Annotated in this window: 22 protein-coding genes and 1 tRNA gene; 16 read left to right on the forward strand and 7 right to left on the reverse strand. The window is 33.8% G+C overall.

Annotation, left to right across the window (positions count from 1 at the left end; translation table 11 throughout):
* Positions 1-159: 159 nt before the first annotated feature.
* The gene (locus JE46_RS19735) at positions 160-1,326 is read right to left on the reverse strand and encodes an MFS transporter (RefSeq protein ID WP_031457010.1); all 1,167 of its coding nucleotides are present in this window, start codon (positions 1,324-1,326) and stop codon (positions 160-162) included.
* A 103-nt stretch (positions 1,327-1,429) separates the two neighbouring features.
* Between JE46_RS19735 and JE46_RS19740 the strand changes: the two genes are divergently transcribed.
* The 9 genes from JE46_RS19740 (at position 1,430) to JE46_RS24090 (ending at position 10,891) form a co-directional block, all read left to right on the forward strand.
* Entirely contained in the window at positions 1,430-2,263 is an 834-nt protein-coding gene (locus tag JE46_RS19740; RefSeq protein WP_031457011.1) for an AraC family transcriptional regulator, read from the forward strand.
* Between the two features lie 70 nt (positions 2,264-2,333).
* Complete coding sequence (locus JE46_RS19745) at positions 2,334-2,693, forward strand: hypothetical protein (protein WP_236010771.1); 360 nt, start codon at positions 2,334-2,336, stop codon at positions 2,691-2,693.
* Between the two features lie 98 nt (positions 2,694-2,791).
* Positions 2,792-3,322, forward strand: a complete 531-nt coding sequence (locus JE46_RS19750; RefSeq protein ID WP_031457013.1) for a DUF3347 domain-containing protein — start codon at positions 2,792-2,794, stop codon at positions 3,320-3,322.
* Position 3,323: 1 nt separating this feature from the next.
* The gene (locus JE46_RS19755) at positions 3,324-3,884 is read left to right on the forward strand and encodes a helix-turn-helix domain-containing protein (RefSeq protein WP_083480915.1); all 561 of its coding nucleotides are present in this window, start codon (positions 3,324-3,326) and stop codon (positions 3,882-3,884) included.
* A 207-nt stretch (positions 3,885-4,091) separates the two neighbouring features.
* On the forward strand, positions 4,092-6,509 hold the full coding sequence (locus tag JE46_RS19760) for a heavy metal translocating P-type ATPase (protein ID WP_031457015.1): 2,418 nt from the start codon (positions 4,092-4,094) through the stop codon (positions 6,507-6,509).
* A gap of 6 nt (positions 6,510-6,515) precedes the next feature.
* Positions 6,516-8,756, forward strand: coding sequence for a multicopper oxidase family protein (locus JE46_RS19765; RefSeq protein ID WP_031457016.1), 2,241 nt, complete (start codon positions 6,516-6,518; stop codon positions 8,754-8,756).
* A 125-nt stretch (positions 8,757-8,881) separates the two neighbouring features.
* The gene (locus JE46_RS19770; RefSeq protein WP_031457017.1) at positions 8,882-9,553 is read left to right on the forward strand and encodes a hypothetical protein; all 672 of its coding nucleotides are present in this window, start codon (positions 8,882-8,884) and stop codon (positions 9,551-9,553) included.
* Positions 9,554-9,931: 378 nt separating this feature from the next.
* Positions 9,932-10,624, forward strand: a complete 693-nt coding sequence (locus JE46_RS19775; protein ID WP_051872952.1) for an SH3 domain-containing protein — start codon at positions 9,932-9,934, stop codon at positions 10,622-10,624.
* Between the two features lie 111 nt (positions 10,625-10,735).
* Positions 10,736-10,891 (forward strand): hypothetical protein, encoded by a 156-nt coding sequence (locus tag JE46_RS24090; protein ID WP_157505952.1) that lies wholly within the window; start codon positions 10,736-10,738, stop codon positions 10,889-10,891.
* 68 nt (positions 10,892-10,959) lie between these two features.
* On the opposite strand, the gene JE46_RS19780 is transcribed toward JE46_RS24090, so the two are convergent.
* On the reverse strand, positions 10,960-11,412 hold the full coding sequence (locus tag JE46_RS19780) for a DUF4442 domain-containing protein (RefSeq protein WP_031457019.1): 453 nt from the start codon (positions 11,410-11,412) through the stop codon (positions 10,960-10,962).
* 253 nt (positions 11,413-11,665) lie between these two features.
* On the opposite strand from JE46_RS19780, the gene JE46_RS19785 reads away from it, so the two are divergent.
* From JE46_RS19785 to JE46_RS19805, 5 genes are all read left to right on the forward strand, one after another.
* A complete protein-coding gene (locus JE46_RS19785; protein ID WP_031457020.1) occupies positions 11,666-12,121 on the forward strand; it encodes a DUF4870 domain-containing protein in 456 nt (151 codons plus the stop codon).
* Positions 12,122-12,402: 281 nt separating this feature from the next.
* On the forward strand, positions 12,403-12,735 hold the full coding sequence (locus tag JE46_RS19790) for a PadR family transcriptional regulator (protein ID WP_017498072.1): 333 nt from the start codon (positions 12,403-12,405) through the stop codon (positions 12,733-12,735).
* Between the two features lie 3 nt (positions 12,736-12,738).
* Positions 12,739-14,457, forward strand: a complete 1,719-nt coding sequence (locus JE46_RS19795) for a PspC domain-containing protein (protein WP_031457021.1) — start codon at positions 12,739-12,741, stop codon at positions 14,455-14,457.
* Positions 14,458-14,460: 3 nt separating this feature from the next.
* Positions 14,461-15,192: a head GIN domain-containing protein gene (locus JE46_RS19800; RefSeq protein ID WP_031457022.1), complete on the forward strand. Its 732-nt coding sequence runs from the start codon at positions 14,461-14,463 to the stop codon at positions 15,190-15,192.
* A gap of 85 nt (positions 15,193-15,277) precedes the next feature.
* Positions 15,278-16,111 (forward strand): GIN domain-containing protein, encoded by an 834-nt coding sequence (locus JE46_RS19805; protein WP_031457023.1) that lies wholly within the window; start codon positions 15,278-15,280, stop codon positions 16,109-16,111.
* Positions 16,112-16,245: 134 nt separating this feature from the next.
* On the opposite strand, the gene trxB is transcribed toward JE46_RS19805, so the two are convergent.
* Positions 16,246-17,193, reverse strand: a complete 948-nt coding sequence (trxB, locus tag JE46_RS19810) for a thioredoxin-disulfide reductase (RefSeq protein ID WP_031457024.1) — start codon at positions 17,191-17,193, stop codon at positions 16,246-16,248.
* Between the two features lie 152 nt (positions 17,194-17,345).
* On the opposite strand from trxB, the gene JE46_RS19815 reads away from it, so the two are divergent.
* A tRNA-Pro gene (locus tag JE46_RS19815) sits at positions 17,346-17,420 on the forward strand.
* A 261-nt stretch (positions 17,421-17,681) separates the two neighbouring features.
* Here the strand turns inward: JE46_RS19815 and JE46_RS19820 are convergent.
* The 4 genes from JE46_RS19820 to JE46_RS19835 all read right to left on the reverse strand — a co-directional run bounded on the left by JE46_RS19820 (position 17,682) and on the right by JE46_RS19835 (position 21,302).
* Entirely contained in the window at positions 17,682-18,026 is a 345-nt protein-coding gene (locus JE46_RS19820; protein ID WP_031457025.1) for a TfoX/Sxy family protein, read from the reverse strand.
* Positions 18,027-18,407: 381 nt separating this feature from the next.
* Positions 18,408-19,229, reverse strand: coding sequence for a hypothetical protein (locus JE46_RS19825; RefSeq protein WP_031457026.1), 822 nt, complete (start codon positions 19,227-19,229; stop codon positions 18,408-18,410).
* Positions 19,230-19,288: 59 nt separating this feature from the next.
* Entirely contained in the window at positions 19,289-20,098 is an 810-nt protein-coding gene (locus JE46_RS19830) for a hypothetical protein (RefSeq protein ID WP_031457027.1), read from the reverse strand.
* A gap of 169 nt (positions 20,099-20,267) precedes the next feature.
* Positions 20,268-21,302: a Kelch repeat-containing protein gene (locus tag JE46_RS19835; RefSeq protein WP_031457028.1), complete on the reverse strand. Its 1,035-nt coding sequence runs from the start codon at positions 21,300-21,302 to the stop codon at positions 20,268-20,270.
* Between the two features lie 133 nt (positions 21,303-21,435).
* On the opposite strand from JE46_RS19835, the gene JE46_RS19840 reads away from it, so the two are divergent.
* Positions 21,436-21,749 (forward strand): hypothetical protein (locus JE46_RS19840; RefSeq protein ID WP_157505953.1); only part of this gene is annotated, 314 nt, incomplete at its 3' end.

Consider the following 21,749-nt stretch of genomic DNA (forward strand, 5'->3'; position numbering starts at 1 on the left):
ACATTAAAAAGATAAAACAACAAAATTATACATCACAAATGAATTCTATAAAGATTAATTCTTATAATCAGAAAAAAATATTTCACATCATTTAACATTTGGCTATAAAAAACCCTTAAATAAAATTTAAGGGTAGTAAAATCTAATTGTGATTATTTATTATTCCGTTTGTAATTTCAAAACGGTTTTTTGTTTTTGTATTAAACCAAAAGTTATAATCATCCCTATAATTGCCATACCAACACCTATAAGGTTTGGCGATGCATAACTATAACCGGCTGCCAAAGGCAAACCGCCTAAAAAAGCTCCTAAAGCGTTCCCAATGTTAAAACTCGCCTGAAGTGCTGCAGATGCAATCATCTCTGAATCTTTAGCTGTCTTAATCATTAACATCTGAATGGGTGCAATAACTGAAAAAGAAATGGCTCCTGTTAAAAATGTAAAAAATAACGATACATATTGATTAAAGGAGAAAAAGTAAACCATAATTAAATCGAGAACCATTATAAACAATAAGGCAAAAACTGTTGGAGCTGGCGAAAATTTATCAGCTAGTTTACCTCCAACAAAATTACCTACAACCATACCGAATCCTGCTAATATCAATATATAAGAAACATTTTCTGGCAAAAATCCCGAGATATTGATTAACAAAGGAGCAATGTAACTAATCCATGCAAACAATCCTCCAAAACCAATTGCCGTTATTCCAATGATTAGCCACGCTTCTGTTTTTTTGAAAAACAACAATTGCGTTTTCATATTTACATCACCACTTTTTTCTAACTTCGGCATCCATAGAAAAATAAACAGAAAAGTCAGCAACCCTACAATAGCAATTAATATAAAGGTATAACGCCATATAAAATGATGTCCAATATAAGTACCGATTGGCACCCCTATTAAATTTGCTAATGTCAGACCTGAAAACATTATTGAGATTGCCTGAGCTTCTTTACCTCTATCGGCCAAACGGCTTGCGACTACCGCTCCTACCCCAAAAAATGCTCCGTGTGGCAATCCGGAAAGAAATCTGGAAGCAAATAAAAAGTTATAATTGGGTGCTATGATCGAAAGCGCATTAAAAAGAGTTAACAGCAAAGCTAAAATTAAAAGCATTTTTTTTGGAGGAAAATTTCTTCCCAGGATAACCAATAATGGCGCTCCAATAACAACGCCCAAAGCATAAGCTGAAATTAAATATCCTGCTACCGGAATCGAAACATTCATGTCTGAAGCAATATCAGGAAGCAAACCCATCATTACAAATTCTGTTATTCCTATAGTTAAACCTCCTAAAGACAAGGCAATAAGACTTTTTTTCATTTTGATTTTAGTAGAAAGGAAATTATTTTCTACAATGCAAATTTACCACCGGTAGCCATTTAAAAAATTGTAAATTTGCGACATAAAGTTGTACATTTAAGTTATGCCAAAATTAAATCAGTTTAAAACACTTGTCCTTGATGAATTTGAAGAAGAGAAGTTTCACCTTCCTCCGCATACTCATACGTATTACGAAATCATCTATATCAAAAAAGGAAGCGGTATTCATCACTTAAATAATAATCTGTTACCCTATAAAGCAGGAGATCTTTTTGTTATTTCTCCAGACGACCAACATTATTTCGATATTAAAAAAAGTACAAGATTCATTTTTATCAAATTCACTGATAATTATTTCAACTCCAAACAGAATCTGACTTGTGATGAGTTTCTAGTCAATACTCCGGAAAGTTTCATGCGAGACAAAATCCTAAAAGAAACGGTTTTGAAGTTTGATGAACCTTGTAAAACGATTTTAAAAAACACAGTCGAAAACATCGTAACCTACAATCATTATATTGATGTCACTTCTTCGCCAATTGTTTTCTATCAGATTCTGTCGATTTTTGGTTTGATTAAAGAAACCATTCGTTGCATGAATCTACAAATGCAATCGACGCATTTGGATAACGAACAAATTGCCAATTATATTCATCAAAATATTTATCAGCCCAAGTTAGTGAAAGTGAAAGTGATTGCAGATCATTTTAACATTGCGCAAACGTATTTTAGCGCTTACTTCAAAAGGACATTCAGTATTAGTTATCGTGAATATATCCATAATCTGAGAACGACTTTAATCGAAAAAAGATTTCACAACAATCAATTGCCGATTAAGCAGATTGCGTATGAGTTTGGTTTTACTGATGAAAGTCATTTATCGAATTATTTTAAAAAGCGTAAAAACATGAAACCAACCGATTTTAAGAAACTGTAGTTATTGAAATCTTAAAAAGTAATTTCCTCAAACATTTTTAACTAAATTTGTACTCATAAAAATAATTTCTTTGAACAAGAAAATCCACATAATAATGCTTTTTATAACACTTAGTTTCTTTTTGAATCCGGGTTATACTTATGCATGCAATATGGGGCATAAAAAAGAAATTGCTGCTAAAGAAGAAAACAGCTGTTCTAAAAAATGCTGCGAGAAGAGATCTTCAAAACAGGAAAAACACAATTGTGATGGAAAATGTCGACATTCAGGCTGCAGTACCTCAGCGTTACAATTCGTTATTTTGACCTCAAATGAAATTAATTTTCAAAACGATGTTTTCAATTTTTCTTTAAAAAATACTATTTCTTCTTATAGTCAATCCAATATTTCTTCTGGATTTACTTCAATCTGGCTGAAGCCGAAAATATAATTATTGTATTTGTGACAGCCCATATTGGGTCTTTTTGAAATCAACTTTTTTAATTAATTTTAAAGGAAATAAAATCCTTTACTCAAATACTATACACAATGAAAAAATCAATCATAGCTTTAGCAACAGTACTAACCCTATTATTTAGTGCAAATAACATTCAGGCAAATACAGCAAAATTAAAATCAGGAACAACAGAAATCGTTGATGCAAGTCAGCTTCAATCTGTTTTTGATGCGTATTTTAATGTAAAAGATGCCCTTATTAAAAGTGACAGCAAATTGACATCGGCAAAAGCCACAGCTTTACTGACAGCAATTACGGCTGTAAAAATGGACCAACTAAAAAGTAACGAACATACGGTTTGGATGAAAGTGGTTAAAAAACTAACTGCTGATGCAAAAAGTATTTCAGCTACAACAGATCTTAAAAAACAACGCGATACTTTTAAATCATTATCTAAAAGTGCTTATGATTTAATAAAAGTTTCAAATCCGGATCAGCCAATCTACAAACAATATTGCCCAATGGCAGACGCTGATTGGTTAAGCAAAGAAAAAGCAGTTAAGAATCCGTACTACGGTTCTTCGATGCTGACTTGCGGAAACGTGGTAGAAACGATTAAATAACATGAAACTTTACATCAAAAACATGGTGTGCGCGCGATGCAAAATGGTTGTGGAGTCTGAGTTTAAAAAACTTGGACTTCATACTATTTCTGTAGAACTTGGTGAAATTGAATTAAAAGAAGAACTAGACGATAAGCAAAAAGAAGTTTTATTAGTAAATCTTCAAACTTTAGGTTTTGATTTAATTGATGATAAAAAAACAAAAACCGTCGAAAGAATAAAAAACCTGATTGTCGACTTAGTTCATCATAAAAACAATGATTTAAAAATCAATTTGTCTGATTATTTATCTGAAAACTTAAATCAGGATTATAATTCTTTGAGTAATTTATTTTCGGAAATTGAAAACACCACGATTGAGAAATATTTTATCAGTCAGAAAATTGAAAAAGTAAAAGAGTTATTGATTTATAATGAGCTTTCGTTAAGTGAAATTGCAGACATTCTAAACTATAGCAATGTGGCGCATTTGAGTAATCAGTTCAAGAAAATTACGGGTTTTACGCCTACTTCATTCAAACAATCGAAAGATAAAAAGCGTATTCAGATCGAGAATATTTAATTTCTCGCAAAGTCGAAAAATTATTCTCTCGCAGATTTAAACAGATTGAGTAGATATTTAAAATTAAATCTGCTCAATCTGCAGAATCTGCGTGAAACAAAATCATTTTCACCCATTTCGTAAATCTTACAAATCATTCCCAAAATTCTACAAACCTAACTCGTCAATAGTTCAGAAATTTGCATTGTAATACTTAAAACCAATACAATGACTCATCAATATATAATTTCAGGAATGTCTTGCAACGGATGCCGAACCAAAGTAGAAAAAACTTTGAATGAGATCGAAGGCGTTGAGGCGGAGGTAACTTTGAATCCGCCAACGGCTAGAATAACAATGGAAAAACATGTTCCGACAGAGAAATTTCAGGAAGTTTTAGCTGCTGCTGGAAATTATACTATTGAAATGGATTCTCCTAAAAATCATGACGAAGCTGCTAAATCCTGCTGTTCTGTCCATAAAAAAGACAATCACGAGCATACTAAAAAAGTACATCAGCACAGTGCAAATGGCATTTATTACTGTCCAATGCATTGCGAAGGCGATAAAACCTATAATAAACCCGGAGACTGTCCAATTTGCGGAATGGATTTAGTTCCAATGCAAGCTTCAAAAAGTGAAGAAAACAAAACTTATACTGATTTATTGAAGAAAATGAAAATCGCGATTTTGTTTACGCTTCCTATTTTCATCATTTCAATGTCAGAAATGATTCCAAATAATCCGCTTTACAATATTATGTCTGTTGAAAAATGGAATTGGGTTCAATTTCTATTTTCTATTCCTGTTTTATTTTATGCAGGTTGGATGTTTTTCGTTCGCGCTTACAAATCTATTGTGACTTGGAATCTGAATATGTTTACGCTAATAGGAATCGGAACAAGTGTCGCTTTCCTATTTAGTATTGTCGGAATGTTTTTTCCAGATATTTTTCCATCGGAATTCAAATCGCATCACGGAACGATTCATTTGTATTTCGAAGCTGCGACCGTAATTATCACTTTAGTTTTATTAGGGCAATTATTGGAAGCAAAAGCACACGGACAAACAAACGGCGCAATAAAAGAATTATTGAAATTAGCACCAACCGAAGCAACTTTAATAGAAAACGGAAACGACAAAGCAATCTCAATTCATAACATTCAAAAAGGAAATTTATTACGAGTAAAACCAGGAGAAAAAATTCCTGTTGACGGAAAAATAACTTCTGGCGAAAGCAGTATCAACGAATCGATGATTACGGGAGAACCAATTCCTGTAGATAAAAAAGTTGGAGACGTTGTAATATCAGGAACGATAAACGGAACAAAATCATTTGTGATGATTGCGGAAAAAGTAGGTTCAGAAACGATGCTTTCACAAATTATTCAGATGGTAAATGATGCGAGCCGTTCCCGCGCTCCAATTCAGAAATTAGCCGATCGTGTTTCTAAATATTTTGTTCCGACGGTTGTTTTTATTTCGATTTTGACATTCTTTATTTGGGCAAAATTTGGCCCGGAACCCGCTTATGTTTACGGATTAATCAATGCCATTGCGGTTTTAATTATTGCCTGTCCTTGTGCTCTTGGATTGGCGACTCCAATGTCGGTTATGGTTGGAGTTGGAAAAGGAGCTCAAAACGGAATCCTGATTAAAAATGCAGAAGCATTAGAAAACATGAATAAAATTGATGTTTTGATAACCGATAAAACAGGAACCATTACCGAAGGGAAACCATCTGTAGAAAAAATTTATGCCATTAATAATGACAAAGATTATCTCCTTGAAAACATCTCTTCTTTAAATCAACATAGTGAACACCCTTTGGCGCTGGCCGTAGTCAATTTCGCAAAAGCAAAAAATACTACATTAAAAGAAGTTCAGGGTTTTGAAACTATTGCAGGAAAAGGAGTTTTAGGAACTATAGAAGGCAAAAAAGTAGCTTTAGGAAACAAAAAACTAATGGATGAAATTGGAGTTTCGATCAACTCAGATTTAGAAAAAAAAGTAACTGCCGAACAAAATCTTGGAAAAACAATTTCGTACATTTCTATTGAAAAAGAAGTTTTAGGATATGTTGCCATTACCGATGCGATTAAAGAAAACAGCACAAAAGCCATTAAAGAATTAATAGATCAGGGCGTTGAAGTAATTATGATGACGGGAGATAATCACAACACAGCAAAAGCGGTTGCCGATCATTTGCATTTGAGTTCTTTTAAAGCAGATTGTCTTCCTGAAGATAAGTTGAAAGAAATCGAACGTCTTCAGGCTGAAGGAAAGATTGTGGCAATGGCCGGAGACGGAATCAACGATGCGCCTGCTCTGGCGCAATCTAATATCGGAATTGCGATGGGAACAGGAACTGATGTTGCAATTGAAAGTGCTAAAATTACCTTGGTTAAAGGAGATTTAAACGGAATTGTAAAAGCCAAAAACCTGAGCCATGCTGTAATGTCAAATATCAAACAGAATTTATTTTTTGCTTTTATCTACAATACTTTGGGAGTGCCAATTGCTGCTGGAATTTTATATCCAATTTTTGGGATTTTGCTTTCGCCAATGTTGGCAGCGGTTGCTATGAGTTTAAGTTCTGTTTCGGTAATCGTAAATGCTTTACGATTGAGAAATTTAAAATTATAATCTAATATGAAAATCAAATACCTCTTTATAATTTTCCTAATTGCTTTTCAGCTAAAAGCGCAGAAAGTCGTACGTTACGATTTGCACGTTCGTGATACGATTGTCAATTTTTCGGGGAAAGAAAAACGTGCGATTTCGGTTAACGGACAAATCCCAATGCCGACTTTGACTTTTACCGAAGGCGATATTGCCGAAATTTATGTGCATAACGAACTCAAAAAAGAAACCACTTCGATGCACTGGCACGGATTGTTTTTACCCAATAAAGAAGATGGCGTACCATATTTAACACAAATGCCGATTGAACCTGGAACGACTCATAAATATACTTTTCCAATTATTCAGAATGGAACCTATTGGTATCACAGTCATTCTGGTCTGCAGGAGCAAATTGGTTTGTACGGACTTTTCATTATCAATAAGAAAAAAGACGATTCCACAATCAGAAAAGGAATTGACGATTTGCCGACAATTCCAGTCATTTTAAGCGAATGGACCGATCTTAAGCCGGAAAATGTACAGCGAATGCTGCACAATGCCAACGATTGGTTTGCCATAAAAAAGGGCACGACTCAAAGTTATGCCGAAGCTGTAAAACAAGGACATTTTTCGACCAAAGTAACCAACGAATGGAAACGAATGAACGCAATGGATGTCAGCGATGTGTATTATGAAAAGTTCCTCATTAATGGTAAAAACGAGCAACAGTTTTCAGAGCTTAAACCAGGCTCAAAAGTCCGCTTACGAATTGCCAACGGAGGCGCTTCAAGTTATTTCTGGCTGACTTACGGCGGAGGAAAAATCACCGTTGTAGCCAGCGACGGAAATGACGTTGAGCCTGTAGAAGTCGATCGTTTGATTATTGCGGTTTCTGAAACTTATGATGTTGTCGTTACGATTCCAGAAGACCATAAATCTTTTGCTTTTTTGGCTACAGCAGAAGACAGAACAGGATCGGCATCTTTGTTTTTAGGAAATGGCGAAAAACAGCCTGTTCATCATCTTTCGAAATTAAAATATTTTGAAGGCATGAAAATGATGAACGATATGATGAAAATGAATGGCGAAATGAATGATATGGGCATGAATATGTCTTTGAATAAAATGGACATGAATGCCGTAATGTATCCTGAAATTTCAGGCGAAGATGAAAATGCAAAACCAGCAATGGATCATTCCAATCATAATATGGACGGAATTAAAATGGAAAATGACAGTACGGAAACTTCAGAAATTGTGACTTTAAATTACGGAATGCTGAAATCTCCTTTTAAAACGAACCTTCCAAAAGATGCGCCAGTAAAGGAATTACGTTTTACACTTTCCGGAAACATGAATCGTTATGTTTGGAGTTTGGATAATAAAGTGGTTTCTGAAACGGATAAAATCTTAATTAAAAAAGGAGAAAACATTCGAATTGTTTTGTACAACGGTTCGATGATGCGCCATCCAATGCATTTACACGGACACGATTTTAGAATTCTAAACGAACATGGCGATTATTCTCCGCTAAAAAATGTGATAGACATTATGCCAATGGAAACCGATACGATCGAATTTCAGGCAAATGCAGACGGTGACTGGTTTTTTCACTGTCATATTTTATATCACATGATGGCAGGAATGGGAAGAATTTTTAGTTACGAAAATTCAGCTCCAAATCCATTGATTCATCATCCTGAAATGGCTTATAAAATGCTTAAAATGGATGATCGCATGTTTCATTTTATGACTGAAAATGATTTTGCCACAAACGGAAATGACGGCGAAGCGATGTTCAGCAATACGCGCTGGAGCATTGGAACGGAATGGAGACTGGGTTATAATAACGAACATGGCTACGAAACCGAAACACATATTGGAAGATATATCGGAAAAAATCAGTGGCTGATGCCTTTTATCGGTTTTGACTGGCGTTACCGAAAAATGGGAATGGACGAGCATGAAGAAAATCTTTTTGGACAAAGTAATACCAAAGACAATCGTTCGGTTTTTAGTGCGGGTCTTGAATATACCTTGCCAATGCTCATAAAAGCACAAGTTGAAGTTTATACCGATGGAAATGTTCGTTTACAATTTGAGCGAAAAGATATTCCGCTTACGAGACGTTTGCGAATGAATTTGATGTGGAATACCGATAAAGAATATATGGCTGGCTTGAAATACATTGTTGCCAGAAACTTCGGAATCACGACGCATTATGATAGTGATATGGGAATTGGATTTGGGGTTAATTTGAATTATTGATTGCTTTTTGAAACCATATTAGTGATGTAAGTTCATGTTAAAAGTTAAGACTCAAAAAGCAGATTTTAAGTACTGAAATAAATTATATCTTAGCTTCCTAAACTATTATTGATTAGAAATTAGATATGAGAAAATTCTGTTTTGCACTGCTTTTTGTTTCAGGAATAATTTTAACTAGCTGTAATAACAAAAAAGCTTCACTACAATTTGAAAAAGATGTAATGTACGAAATCTATCCCGCCCTTATTGATACGCTTTGGGTAAATGCAAGTTATCATTATGTACCACCTCCGCCACCCCATATTAAAGATACTCCAGAATATAGAATACGGCACAAAAAAGAATACAAAAAACAATTTAATGAAGATTTATCCCATTATAAAAAAACGGGTTTCGTTATAGACCTTCTTCTTTTGGATAAAATATCTCAAGTGAGACAAAATCAGGATGAACTTAAGGCTCATTTTAAAGATGCTGTTTTAATAAAAAATAAAATTTCTGACACACTCGAATACAAAATTGACAAAGGAAAGTTTGATTCTTATAAAGCTTTTCACCTAACATATCTGCCTCGATTCCCCAGAGGAAATGACAGATTGTATTACAATGAGCTACGATATCAAATACGAGGCGTTTTTAGTCTTAGTAGAATCCAGTTTGATGATGAAAAAAATTATGGCGTACTTACAGCAGGAATCGAATGTGGTCCAATGTGTGGCTACGGCTATCGAATCTTTATCAAAAAAGTAAAAGAGAAATGGGTAGTTGACAAAATAGAAGAAGCGTGGATCTCATAATGGCATTGATTTTGAAAAGACAATTTCTAAATATAAACAGCCATTCTAAAACTTTATGAACCAATTTCTTTTTCTTTTATTTTTCATCTCACCGATAATTTTTCAAATTATACTTGGCAGAAAAGCAATTATTAAAAGCATTAAATTAACTTTTCTTAAAGTCTGCTTAATTAGTTTTCTTTCCCAATTTGTATTTTTCGTCATCGCATTTAAACTACTTTCTTACAAACTGCGATCGGAATCAAACGGGCAAATTCGTTGTGGAATGCCGTTCGTTGGATTGATAGGTCTAGAATTTTTATTAACTATAATTTTATTGGTCATCATTTTAATTCAGTACTTAATAAGAAGACATTACAATCGTAAATAATTAAACCAATGAAAATAAAATTAACTTTCTTTTACATTTTTTTACTACTAAGCTGTAATTTATTTGCTCAATACGCCATCATAAAAGATAATGACGGTTATGTAAATGTTAGAAATGAAGCCAAAAAAGGCAATAATATTTCAGATAAATTAGAAAATGGTTTTGTCGTTTATGGTTTTCAACCTGATAATAATTGGGTTGGAATTGATTATTCTAAAAACAATAAGGACAGAAGCGGTTATGTTTACAAAGACAGAATTAAGTATTTATCAGAATTCACAAAAATCCCTTTAATTAAAGAAACTCCTTCAAAAGTTATTTTTCAAAAAGATAGTTTGAACATTATTCTAGAAAGCAAAAAGTTTGATCCAAAAACAGCTCAATTAGCTTATTTAAAAAATGACAAATCTATTCTTGAAAAAATCAACGGAAAGAAAATCTGGGGAGCAGATGGTAATATTCCCCGAACAACTTATAAATTGATAACAGTAACAATAGGCAATAAAACGATAGATTTTCCTAAACATGTCTTTGATGATTTGTTTGAACCCAGCTTTTCTGATACCGAAATAAATTATGATAAAAAGGAAGATATTCTGTACATATCCTCGATGAATGGAGACGGTGCCGGTGGCTATGTAATTCTTTGGATTATCGAAAAAGGGAAATATAAAGAGAGAAAAATATCTTACGGTTTTTAACTGCTCAAAAATATTTTCAGAACAAACCACTATATCATTATTTTTACAAATCATAAAACCTTTTATTTTTGATTCACTAATCCCCTATTTCTAATGAAAAATTATAACAAAATGACAAAAGTAATCACAATCCTGGCTATTGGTTTATTTTCAATTGGCGTAAGTGCTCAGGAAACAAAACCTGCTGCCAAAAAAGAAAAACCTAAAAAAGAATCTTGCTGCAAAAAAACAGCAACAGAGAAAAAATCTTGTTGTGCAAAAAAATAATTCGAATTGTATTTCAACAAAAAAGACCTCAATTGAGGTCTTTTTTGTTATTTATATTTTTGCGTAAATCATTTCAAACGAACACTCCATTCAAAATCCATTTCTGAGACCTGAGCACCTTCTTCATTTGTTCCAATTGATTTCATCCAGAACGTTTGTCCTTCGCCTGTTTCTATTGTTCTTTTGATAGCTTCGGCGATTAAATGCCCATCGTTGCAGATAAATGTAATTCTACCCGTGGCTTTTTTTGTAAAATTTCCTTTGTTGTTGGCAACCAGCATCGAAATTTTCTTTCCGCTTTCCTGAATTTGTGATATAACCAATGCTCCGGTCGTTAACTCTGCTGCCATTGCCTGAACAGCAAAATACATGGAGTTAAACGGATTTTGATTGATCCAACGGTGTTTTACCGTTACCGTGCAACTATTCTGATCAATAGCTTTAACACGTACCCCGCAAAAGTAAGCTGATGGTAATTTGAACAACACAAATTTATTGAGTTTTGAAACTGAAACTGCCATTTGATATATTTTTATGTAAAAATACAAAAAAACTATGCGTGCACAATAAATTGAGTGTACTTTCTAAAAGCCCCAATAAAATCAATACTTGAGAATGATTTTCAATCAATTAGAGTTCAAATATAAATTTTGTTTTTGTTAAAATAATGTTAATATTTGGTACTATGCAAAACAAGATACTGTCTTTTAGATATATATTTGCATAAGAAATTACTATATACTTTTAATCATGGAAACATCAACACCACTCATCATGGAAAAAACATCAGAAAAGAATACAGCAGCATTTACTCATTTGAGTACATTAAGTCAGTACATCATTCCGTTTGGAAATTATATTTTTCCACTTATCATCTGGACAAATTATAAAGATAAATCTGAATTTGCAGATCACCACGGAAAACAGGCTTTGAACTTTCAGTTAAGCTTATTGCTTTACACTTTGATTTTAGCACTTATTGCAATTCCGATTTTTGTAACTGTATTTTTGCAGAATCTTCCAATCGAAGCGATTATTAATGATGAAGATTTTATCATCAGAAATTTTAATCTTGAAGGAAACATTGGTCTTTTAAGTGTTGGGATTACAGCAGTAGTTCTTTTTGGATTATTAAAATTTGTTGAATTCTTTTTAGTGATTTATGCTTCGATAAAAGCCTCAAACGGAGAATTATACAAATATCCGCTAACGATACCTTTTATAAAGTAACACTTCGACTTCGCTCAGTGTGACATAAGAAAATTAAAAGTTATAGATTACCAAGAGCCCTAGCCCTGATAGAAGCGGCATCCTTTTGTGGCGGGGTTCGCCACAAAAGATAAAGCGGATAGCAGGAAACAGCTCCTAAAAAACAATCAATCATCATCAATCATCATCAATCAATCATCAATCAATCATCAATCATCATCAATCAATCATCAATCAATCATCAATCATCAATCATCAATCAAAAAACGAATTGTTCAATCTAAAAAAAATGAAATGAAATTATGAACATTGAAAACACAAAAGCACAGATGCGCAAAGGTGTTCTTGAGTTTTGCATCTTATCGGTACTAAAAGAAAAAGACGCATATACATCTGAAATACTAGACACTTTAAAAAACGCAAAATTATTAGTTGTTGAGGGAACTGTTTACCCTCTTTTAACCAGACTAAAAAACGACGGTTTACTCAATTACAGATGGGAAGAATCGACATCGGGGCCACCAAGAAAATATTATGGATTAACCGAAATAGGACAAACATTTTTAAACGAACTTAGCGGAACCTGGACAGAATTGTCTGACGCCGTAAAACTAATCACCAATCAAAATCAATAAGTCATGAACAAAACAGTAAATATTAACTTAGGCGGTATGTTTTTTCACATCGATGAAGATGCATATTTAAAATTGACACGCTATTTTGACGCTATAAAAAGATCCTTAAACAACTCATCTGGTCAGGATGAAATTATTAAAGATATTGAAATGCGTGTTTCTGAACTTTTAACAGAAAAACAGAAGAGCGAAAAACATGTTGTTGGCTTGAAAGATGTTGATGAGGTGATTGCGGTAATGGGACAACCTGAAGATTACAGACTTGAAGACGAAGGAAGTACTAATCAGTCTTTTAATTCTGATAACAGAAAACACAAAAAATTATACCGTGACAAAGAAAAAGGTATGATTGGCGGTGTAGCAACAGGTCTAGGACATTATTTTGGAATAGACGCTGTATGGATTAAAATCGTGTTCTTAATATTTGTTTTTGCAGGTTTTGGAACTGGAATCTTAGCTTATTTTGTATTATGGGTTGTAACTCCTGAGGCGGTTACAACCTCAGAAAAACTGGAGATGACAGGAGAACCGGTAACGATTTCTAACATAGAAAAAAAAGTTCGTGAAGAGATTGACTCATTGTCTGATAAATTTAAAAATGCAGATTATGACAAAGTGGGAAACCAGGTAAAGTCGGGAGCTGAGAGAATAAGTAGTTCATTTGGAGACTTTGTCATGACGGTTTTTAAAATCTTCGCTAAGTTTTTAGGAGTAATTCTGATTATGTCCGGAATCACTGTCCTGATATTATTATTAATTGGAGTATTCACTTTAGGTACAAATGTTTTTCTTGATTTTCCTTGGGAAAACTTTATTGAAGCCGGAAATTTTACTGAATATCCTATCTGGTCATTTGGCTTATTAATGTTCTTTGCTGTTGGAATTCCGTTTTTCTTTATGACACTTTTGGGTTTCAAATTGTTATCCCCAAATACAAAAACAATCGGAAACATTGCCAAATATACTTTGTTAGCGATTTGGATTATTGCAGTCGCAGTTGCTATCAGCATCGGAATCAAACAGGCTACTGAAATTTCGTATGACAATAAAACCGTAGAAAAAAAGGCAATTAACATCACTCCTAATGACACATTGTATGTAAAGTTTAGATACAATGATTACTATGCGAAAGACTTAAATCACCATAAAGAATTTGAGTTTGTACAGGATTCTGCCAATAATGCTTTAATTTACTCAAATGATGTTCGTTTGCATGTATTGCATACCGACCAGGCCGCTCCTTATTTACAAATAGAAAAAAGCGCCAGAGGAAACTCGTTTACAAGTGCTAAAAAAAGAGCAGAAAAAATCAATTATAATATTGACATTAAAGGAAATTATTTAATTTTGGATAATTATTTTCTTACAGACGTTAAAAATAAATTCAGAGGTCAGGAAGTAGATGTATTTCTATATTTACCAGAAGGACAATTATTTAAACCGGATGCTTCTATACAGGATTATGATGACTCTGAAAATGATTTTTTTAATTTACATTTCAGTGGTAACTATAGCTATAAAGTACAGGGGTCCAAAATTAAATGTCTGAACTGCCCAGTAGATGAAGACGATTATAATGATACAGAAGAACAAGACACTATTGAAAATGATACTGTAAAAGAAGTGTCGATTAAGATTAATGGAGAAGAAGTTTTAAATGCCAAAAAGAGCAAAGGAAGGCTAACCACTGATAAAAACGGAGTTATAATCAAAATTAACTAAACCATGATAAAAATAATCATTCATATTACGAAATTCATTATTGCAGCTATCACTGCATTATTGTTTGCCTCTTGTAACTTCAACGTAAACTCAATTGAAGGCAGCGGGAATGTAACCACTCAAAAAAGAATCGTTGAGGGTGATTTTAAAAAAGTATCTGTAAGCAATGCAATTGATTTGGTAATCATACAGTCTGATTCAACTGAAATTACAGTTGAGGCCGATGATAATCTGCAAAAAGACATTATTACGAAAGTAGAAAACGGTACATTGATTATTAAATGCAAATACAGTTCGTTTGGCGATGTTACTAAAAGAGTAACTGTAAAAATGCCTGTTATTGACAAACTGGAAGCTTCGAGTGCATCTACTATACAAACCGAAAAAGTTATTTTGGGAGAAGATATCGCCCTGGAAGCATCAAGTGCAGCTTCTATAGATGTTAACATTGAATCTGACAATATCTCTTGCGATTCGGGAAGCGGAAGCACTATAAACATACAAGGTAAATCATTAAAAATCAAAGCATCAGCATCGAGCGGATCCAGTATTAATGCTGAAAAACTTCTGGCTAATGAAGTTCACGCAGAAGCTTCCAGCGGAGCCAGTGTTGATGTGCATCCAATCGTAAATTTAAAAGCGGAAGCTTCAAGCGGTGGAAGCATTAATTATGACTCATCACCTAAAACAATCGAAAAAACTGAAAATTCAGGAGGGAGTGTCAGCAGAGGATAACGCTATATTGTGTTAAATATAAAAGAAATCATTCATCAAAAGTGGATGATTTTTTTATATTTGTCAAAATCAAAATCTAGAATTAATGAAAAAAAATACAGTCCTTATCTTATTGTTATTAGTTACTACATTCACTTTTGCCCAAAAAAGAGAAAAAATAAAAGGTTCTAAAATTGTCACAACATCTATAAAAGAAGTTGGTGATTTTGATGCTCTGGAAATAGATGATAATATTGAAGTCTATTTAGAGAGAGGCGAAAAAAATGAAATAAAAATTGAAGCCGACGATAATTTGCACGAGATTATCCAAATGGATTTAAGAGAAAAAACCCTTCGTTTATATACATCAAAAGAGTCTTCCATTTTTAAAAAACTATCCGTTCGTGTTACTTATACAAAATCATTAACAAAAGTAATTACTAAAAATGAAGCCATAGTGTATGCTATTCAGGAACTTCAGTTAGACGATATTACATTTAATAGTTTCGATTATTCTAAGTTGCTTTTGAATGTGAATGCAAAGAAATTCAATTTAGTTGCAGATGATAAATCAAAATCTGAAATAAATTTAAAATCTGAAGATGCTGTATTGCAATTAAGTAAAAGCTCATCTATAAAATCCTTAGTATCCTCAATTAAATTCAAATGTGATTTATACCAAAAAGCAAACGCTGCTATAGAAGGAGTTGCTGAAAAAGGCAGCATTCGTATCGATAACAATTCTACTTTTACGGGAACAAAGTTTACTATAAAAGAAGCAAATTTTACTGCTGAAGCTAATGCTACAGGGACTGTATTAGCTGAAATCTCAATATCTCTGGCAATTGGTGACAAAGCTGAAGTTTCGCTTTTGGGTAAGCCAACAATTCAACTTACACGTTTTAGTGAAGAAGCAAAATTGATTAAGAAGATTAAATAACAGTTTCAGGTTTTATTTGTTTCAAGTTTGAAACGTAAAAAATAAGAAGTCCCAATCGAACTGATTGGGACTTCTTATTTTTTTAAGCATTGACCTCACGTTCCGAAGAACTTGAAACCTGAAACAAATCTCTTTTATTCTTTAGCTGCTAAATATCTTTCTGCATCAAGCGCTGCCATACAACCTGTACCAGCTGCTGTAATAGCCTGACGATACACATGGTCTGCTGCATCTCCAGCTACAAAAACACCTGCTACATTTGTTTTAGATGTTCCCGGAGTGTTTATAATATAACCTGTTTCGTCAAGAGTGATGTAATCTTTAAAGATATCTGTATTTGGTTTATGACCAATGGCTACGAAGAAACCTGTTGCAGGAATTTCAATAACTTCTCCGCTAGTTTTATTTAATGCTTTAATAGCGTGAACTACATTTCCGTCACCTAAAACTTCAACAGTATCGTGATTCAGTAAAATCTCAATATTCTCGGTTTTACGAACACGCTCTTCCATAATTTTTGAAGCTCTGAATTTTTCGCTTCTTACCAGCATCGTTACTTTTTTACACAATTTTGATAAGTAATGTGCCTCTTCACAAGCTGAATCCCCTGCTCCAACAATTACAACTTCCTGATTACGGTAGAAAAACCCATCGCAAACGGCACAGGCAGAAACCCCCCCGCCCATATTTAAGTAATGCTGTTCTGATGGTAATCCCAAATATTTAGCTGAAGCCCCTGTAGAAATAATAACCGTTTCACAGTGCAGTTCTATTTTATCGTTAATCCAAACTTTATGAATATCGCCTGAAAAATCAACTTTTGTAGCCCATCCGTCACGAATATCAGAACCAAAACGTTTGGCTTGCTCTTGCAACTGAATCATCATTTCAGGCCCTGTAACTCCATCAACATAACCCGGAAAATTTTCCACTTCATTAGTTGTTGTCAACTGACCTCCAGGCTGCATTCCCTGGTATAAAACCGGATTCATATTTGCTCTGGCAGCATAAATAGCAGCAGTGTAACCCGCAGGACCAGATCCTATGATTAGGCATTTAATTTTTTCGATTGTATCTGACATAATATTTATAGTTTTTAGAGATGCAAATGTAAACTTTATTACAAAAAATTCACCTCAAAATAAATCCTAAATAACTATCTTAAAATAAGTTTTATTTATTTTTAGTTTTTTCTTTTGAAAACAGAATTTATTACTATATTTGCATCCGCTTACGGGGTGTAGCGTAGCCCGGTTATCGCGCCTGCTTTGGGAGCAGGAGGCCGCAGGTTCGAATCCTGCCACCCCGACTAAAGAGCCTTTCAAAGACAGTCAAAACCCTTTAAATCGTATGATTTAAAGGGTTTTATTTTTATGATAATCCTGTGTTTTAGAAATATCGATTTCTTGTATTCGAAAACAATAATAAATCTTATTCATCTATGGGTCTTGTTCTTACTAAAAAGACTTTGAGATTAATAAGTAAAAAGTTTACAATAAAAGTGAATTTTTTTATATTTTAAGTGGTATTAACAGCGATAGGATATAAGAATATATTACATCTTAGAAATTCATCTTTTCTTTTGTGATGTAATTTCTTTGTTAAACTGCAACGCAATATCCAGCCAATTGGTCAGTTGCTTATTCGTTTTAATATAATCTGGGTTAATGTATCCGTAACCTTTATATTCTTTTCCTTCTGCAATCATTGGACGGAAGCCGTTTTGTTCACAAAGTTTTTCGTGTAGCAAAGGTGCAAAACGAATCATCAGTTCGTTACCACTTGCCCCTATACACATTTTTTCGTTGACCAAAAAAGTAAGCCCCCGAAACATTTTCTTTTCAACGATATCCAATTCTGGAAATTCTACCAGATATTCCCTTATTCTTTGGGCTAATTCTTCATCGTACGCCATAACTAATTATTTTTATCAAAACCTGCATTTCGAAGTTCGTGGGTATCGTGTATGTGTAGTATAAATACAATTTTATTATCCTTTACCCTGAAGTATTCACAGATTTTTAAGGCTGTAAACCGGTTAAGGTAAGGCTGTAAATAAGAACTGCTTCGTCATCATTCGAGGTCTTAGAAAGTAATTCTGTTTTCTCCATAGCTGAGGCAGCAAATTCTACTCCTTTTAGAAACTCTCCTTTATTAACGTAGCTATTTTAATTGGCATTTCAAACAAAATAGTATCTGCCAGCCCTTGAGCTGTTTCTTGAAAATCTTTGCGGTTCCATACTTTGAAATAATTTATGGCAATTTAAATTGCTGTATGTTGTATAGCTTCCATATTTTAAAACTCCTGATATTCAATAGTACGTGTTTCAATTAAAGCACCAGTGTCACTATTTTTAAGTTTCATTATTGTAACTTGATTTTTAGTATTGTAGGTATATTCGTTTGTACTGGCTGAAATCACATTTCCAGTAGTCAACGATTTATATGTGGTATTAAATGGATTGTTGGGTACAGGCAAATTTGTTCCGGAAAAACCCAATAAGACAAATGATATTGTATTGTTTACTGTGTTGAACATAGTCCGCAATTTATTATCATAATTGCTAAAAGTATATTCAAAATCTTCCTGTGAAGCATCAGCCTTGTCTACCACTACACGTACAATATTACCTGTTGCACTGAACTTGTAATACCAGGTTGTAACCAGTACTCCCGATGCATTTTTTACTCTTCTTTCTTTTCCACCATCAGGTCGGTAAAACCAATCGGTTGCAAAAACAATATTGCCGTTATGATAAAGCTCTTCATTCTTCATTCCGTTAGCATCGTAGAAAAAAACAAATTTTTCCAATGGTTTTACAGTATCATCCCAATCATACAACTGTGTTATTTTACCGTTTTCATAAATGAAAGTTTGCGTTGAATTTAGGCTGGCATTTTGATTAACGATAACGATTTTGCTGATACGCTTTTTCGTGTCGTAGGTTATGTTACGTGTTTCTATAACATTTCCAGTTGCATTTTTGTACATTACTTTTACAGGCAGGCTTGTTTTTACTGATGGAGAATTATTGTCTGTATTATCGTTATCATCTTTAGAACAGGATAGCAATAGCAGGCAGATAATTGGTACTAATAAATGTTTTGTATAATTCATAATCTAAATTTGGTTTTTGTTTTTGAAAAATGATGGTTATCAAATGATGGTTTTTATAATCAGAATTCCTGATATTCAATAGTACGGATAGCTTTTATATTAACGTTTCCGGCATCTTTAATTTTCATAACCGTAACCTGATTTTTGTTGTTATAGGTGTATTCATAGGTTTCAGAAACAATAGTACCAGAAGTAAGATTTTTGGATATACTGCCCAAAGGATTGTTGGGCGCAGGCAAATTCACTCCCGGAAAACCTAATAGATAATAGTGTATTACGTTACCTATCGGACCTGCAATAGTTCGTAACTTATTGTCGTAATTGCTAAAAGTATTTTCTATATCCTCGTTCAAAGGATTCACGTTATCTTCTACCTTTCGTTCAAGATTACCTGTAGCACTAAAACGGTAATACTCGGTTAAAGATAACACTCCTGAAGTATTTTTTCTTCTTCTTTCTTTTCCTCCATCTGGGCGATAATACCATTCGTAAGTATAATTTAAAACACCGTTAGAATAAAACTCTTCATTCTTAATTCCGTTTCCATCATAGAAATAAACAAATTTTAATACTGCCATTGAAGTGGCGTCGTAATCCACCAATGAAGTAATTTTGCCGTTTTCGTAACTTATAGTTGTGGTAAAATTAAGTGAGGTATTGGCATCGACTACTTTTACTGTTTTCAGGCGGTTTTGGCTGTCATAGTTATATGTAGCAGTTCTGGTTAGTGTGCCATTGGCATCTTTAGTGGTTACTTTTACGGGCAGGCTTGTTTTTACCGATGGGGTATTATTGTCTGTATTATGGTTATCATCTTTAGAACAGGATAACAATAACAGGCAGATAATTGGTACTAATAAATGTTTCATATTTATTTATATTAAGAATTGAAATTGATAGGATTTGCTTTTTGCAAAAAAGCATAGGAGGATTTTTATCCGCCCTATGCCCTTTAAATCTAAAGGATTAGAACTATTTATTTTTGAATGAATCAAAATCTATATTCTATTCCCAAACCTGCTTTTTTACTACAGAATGTTATTGTTTAACTACAGCTATGTCAAGTGCTGTTGCTTTTTGTGTGCCGTTGGTAAGACTGGTTGCAGTACCATTTTTCCAAATTTTTGCAACATCGACTATACCTTTGCTTTCGCTTCCAATAACGTAAATATCATTGGCATCTACACTAATTCCAGTTAAAGAACAATTTTGTGTACCGTTGCTAATATTGGTAATTTGTCCGTTTTTCCAGAGTTTGCCCTGCCATTTTTTGGTCTCAGCATTGTATTCTTCAAAAGTTACATACACAATGTTTTCTAAAACATAAATTCCTGTTGCTCTGGCATTTTTGGTGGTAATAACGGTGGCAACTCCATTTTTCCAGAATTTTGCTGTTCCTTGTTCTTCTCCTGCTACATAAACATCATTATCGGATACAAACAAAGCGTTGGCTTCTGCACTTTTTGCACCCGAATTAAGGTTTTGGGCAACTCCGTTTTTCCAGACTTTAAGGACATTATTCATCCCATCAAACTCCGAACCTGCTACATACACATTTCCTTCAGATACCGAAATGGCATTGGCAACTCCTTCTTTCGTGCCATCTGTTAGATTGGTTGGAGTGCCGTTTTTCCAAAATTTGGCAACATTATTAGTTCCGTTAAATTCAACACCGGTAATATAAACATCATTTCCTACTACATATAAATCATTTGCAACAGCATCTTGTGAACCATCGGTTATGGTTTTAGCAAGTAGGCCGTTTTTCCATAATTTTATTTGTCTATTGGCATCTGTGGCGGAACTCATTGCTTCCTGACCAGCGATAAAAACATCTTTTCCTGAAACAAAAACCGCACTTGCTACCGAAGCTTTTCCAGTTGTAGGTAAAGACGCTATGGTCCCGTTTTTCCAAAATTTAGCCTGATTGATATTACTGTTTTGCTCGTATCCCACTACATAAACATTGGTGGCTTCTGCTGGATTGGTTACATCATCATCTTTACCGCAACTTAATATTGTTGCCATTATTAATGACAATAGGATTTTCTTACTAATTATTTTTTTATTCATTATTGTATAATTTGATTTTTACAAAATAAAATCCTTCTTTTTTATTGTCATTGTAAAAAACGCTAAGCTCAAAAGCATTTTTTATTTACGGCTTTATTTACTTTTGCATACTGTAATCTAATTCTTGTTTCTGTTGAAAATTTATCCTCCACATCCTCTGCTTCAGCATCTTGTGTCTTGCTATCGTATCATCTACTTTGGCAATGATCCGGTGTTCAGACAGCCCTGGGTAGTCTCTCCAACAGGCAGTAATACACTGGCTATTCTGGTTTCGCCGGCCAGTGTAATTGATATTGGCAGGAAAGAACAGCACTCGGCACGCATCCGTTTTAGCGGGCAGACTGATGAGGTAAAATATTTTACAAGTGAAGCCATTGTCAATTCAGAAATCCTTGTAGAACTTAAGGCGGGTGCTGCTTTTGAATTGTTTGGAATTCCCCAAAACTA

The sequence above is a fragment of the Flavobacterium chungangense LMG 26729 genome (assembly GCF_000735715.2).
GTDB classification, from domain to species: domain Bacteria; phylum Bacteroidota; class Bacteroidia; order Flavobacteriales; family Flavobacteriaceae; genus Flavobacterium; species Flavobacterium chungangense.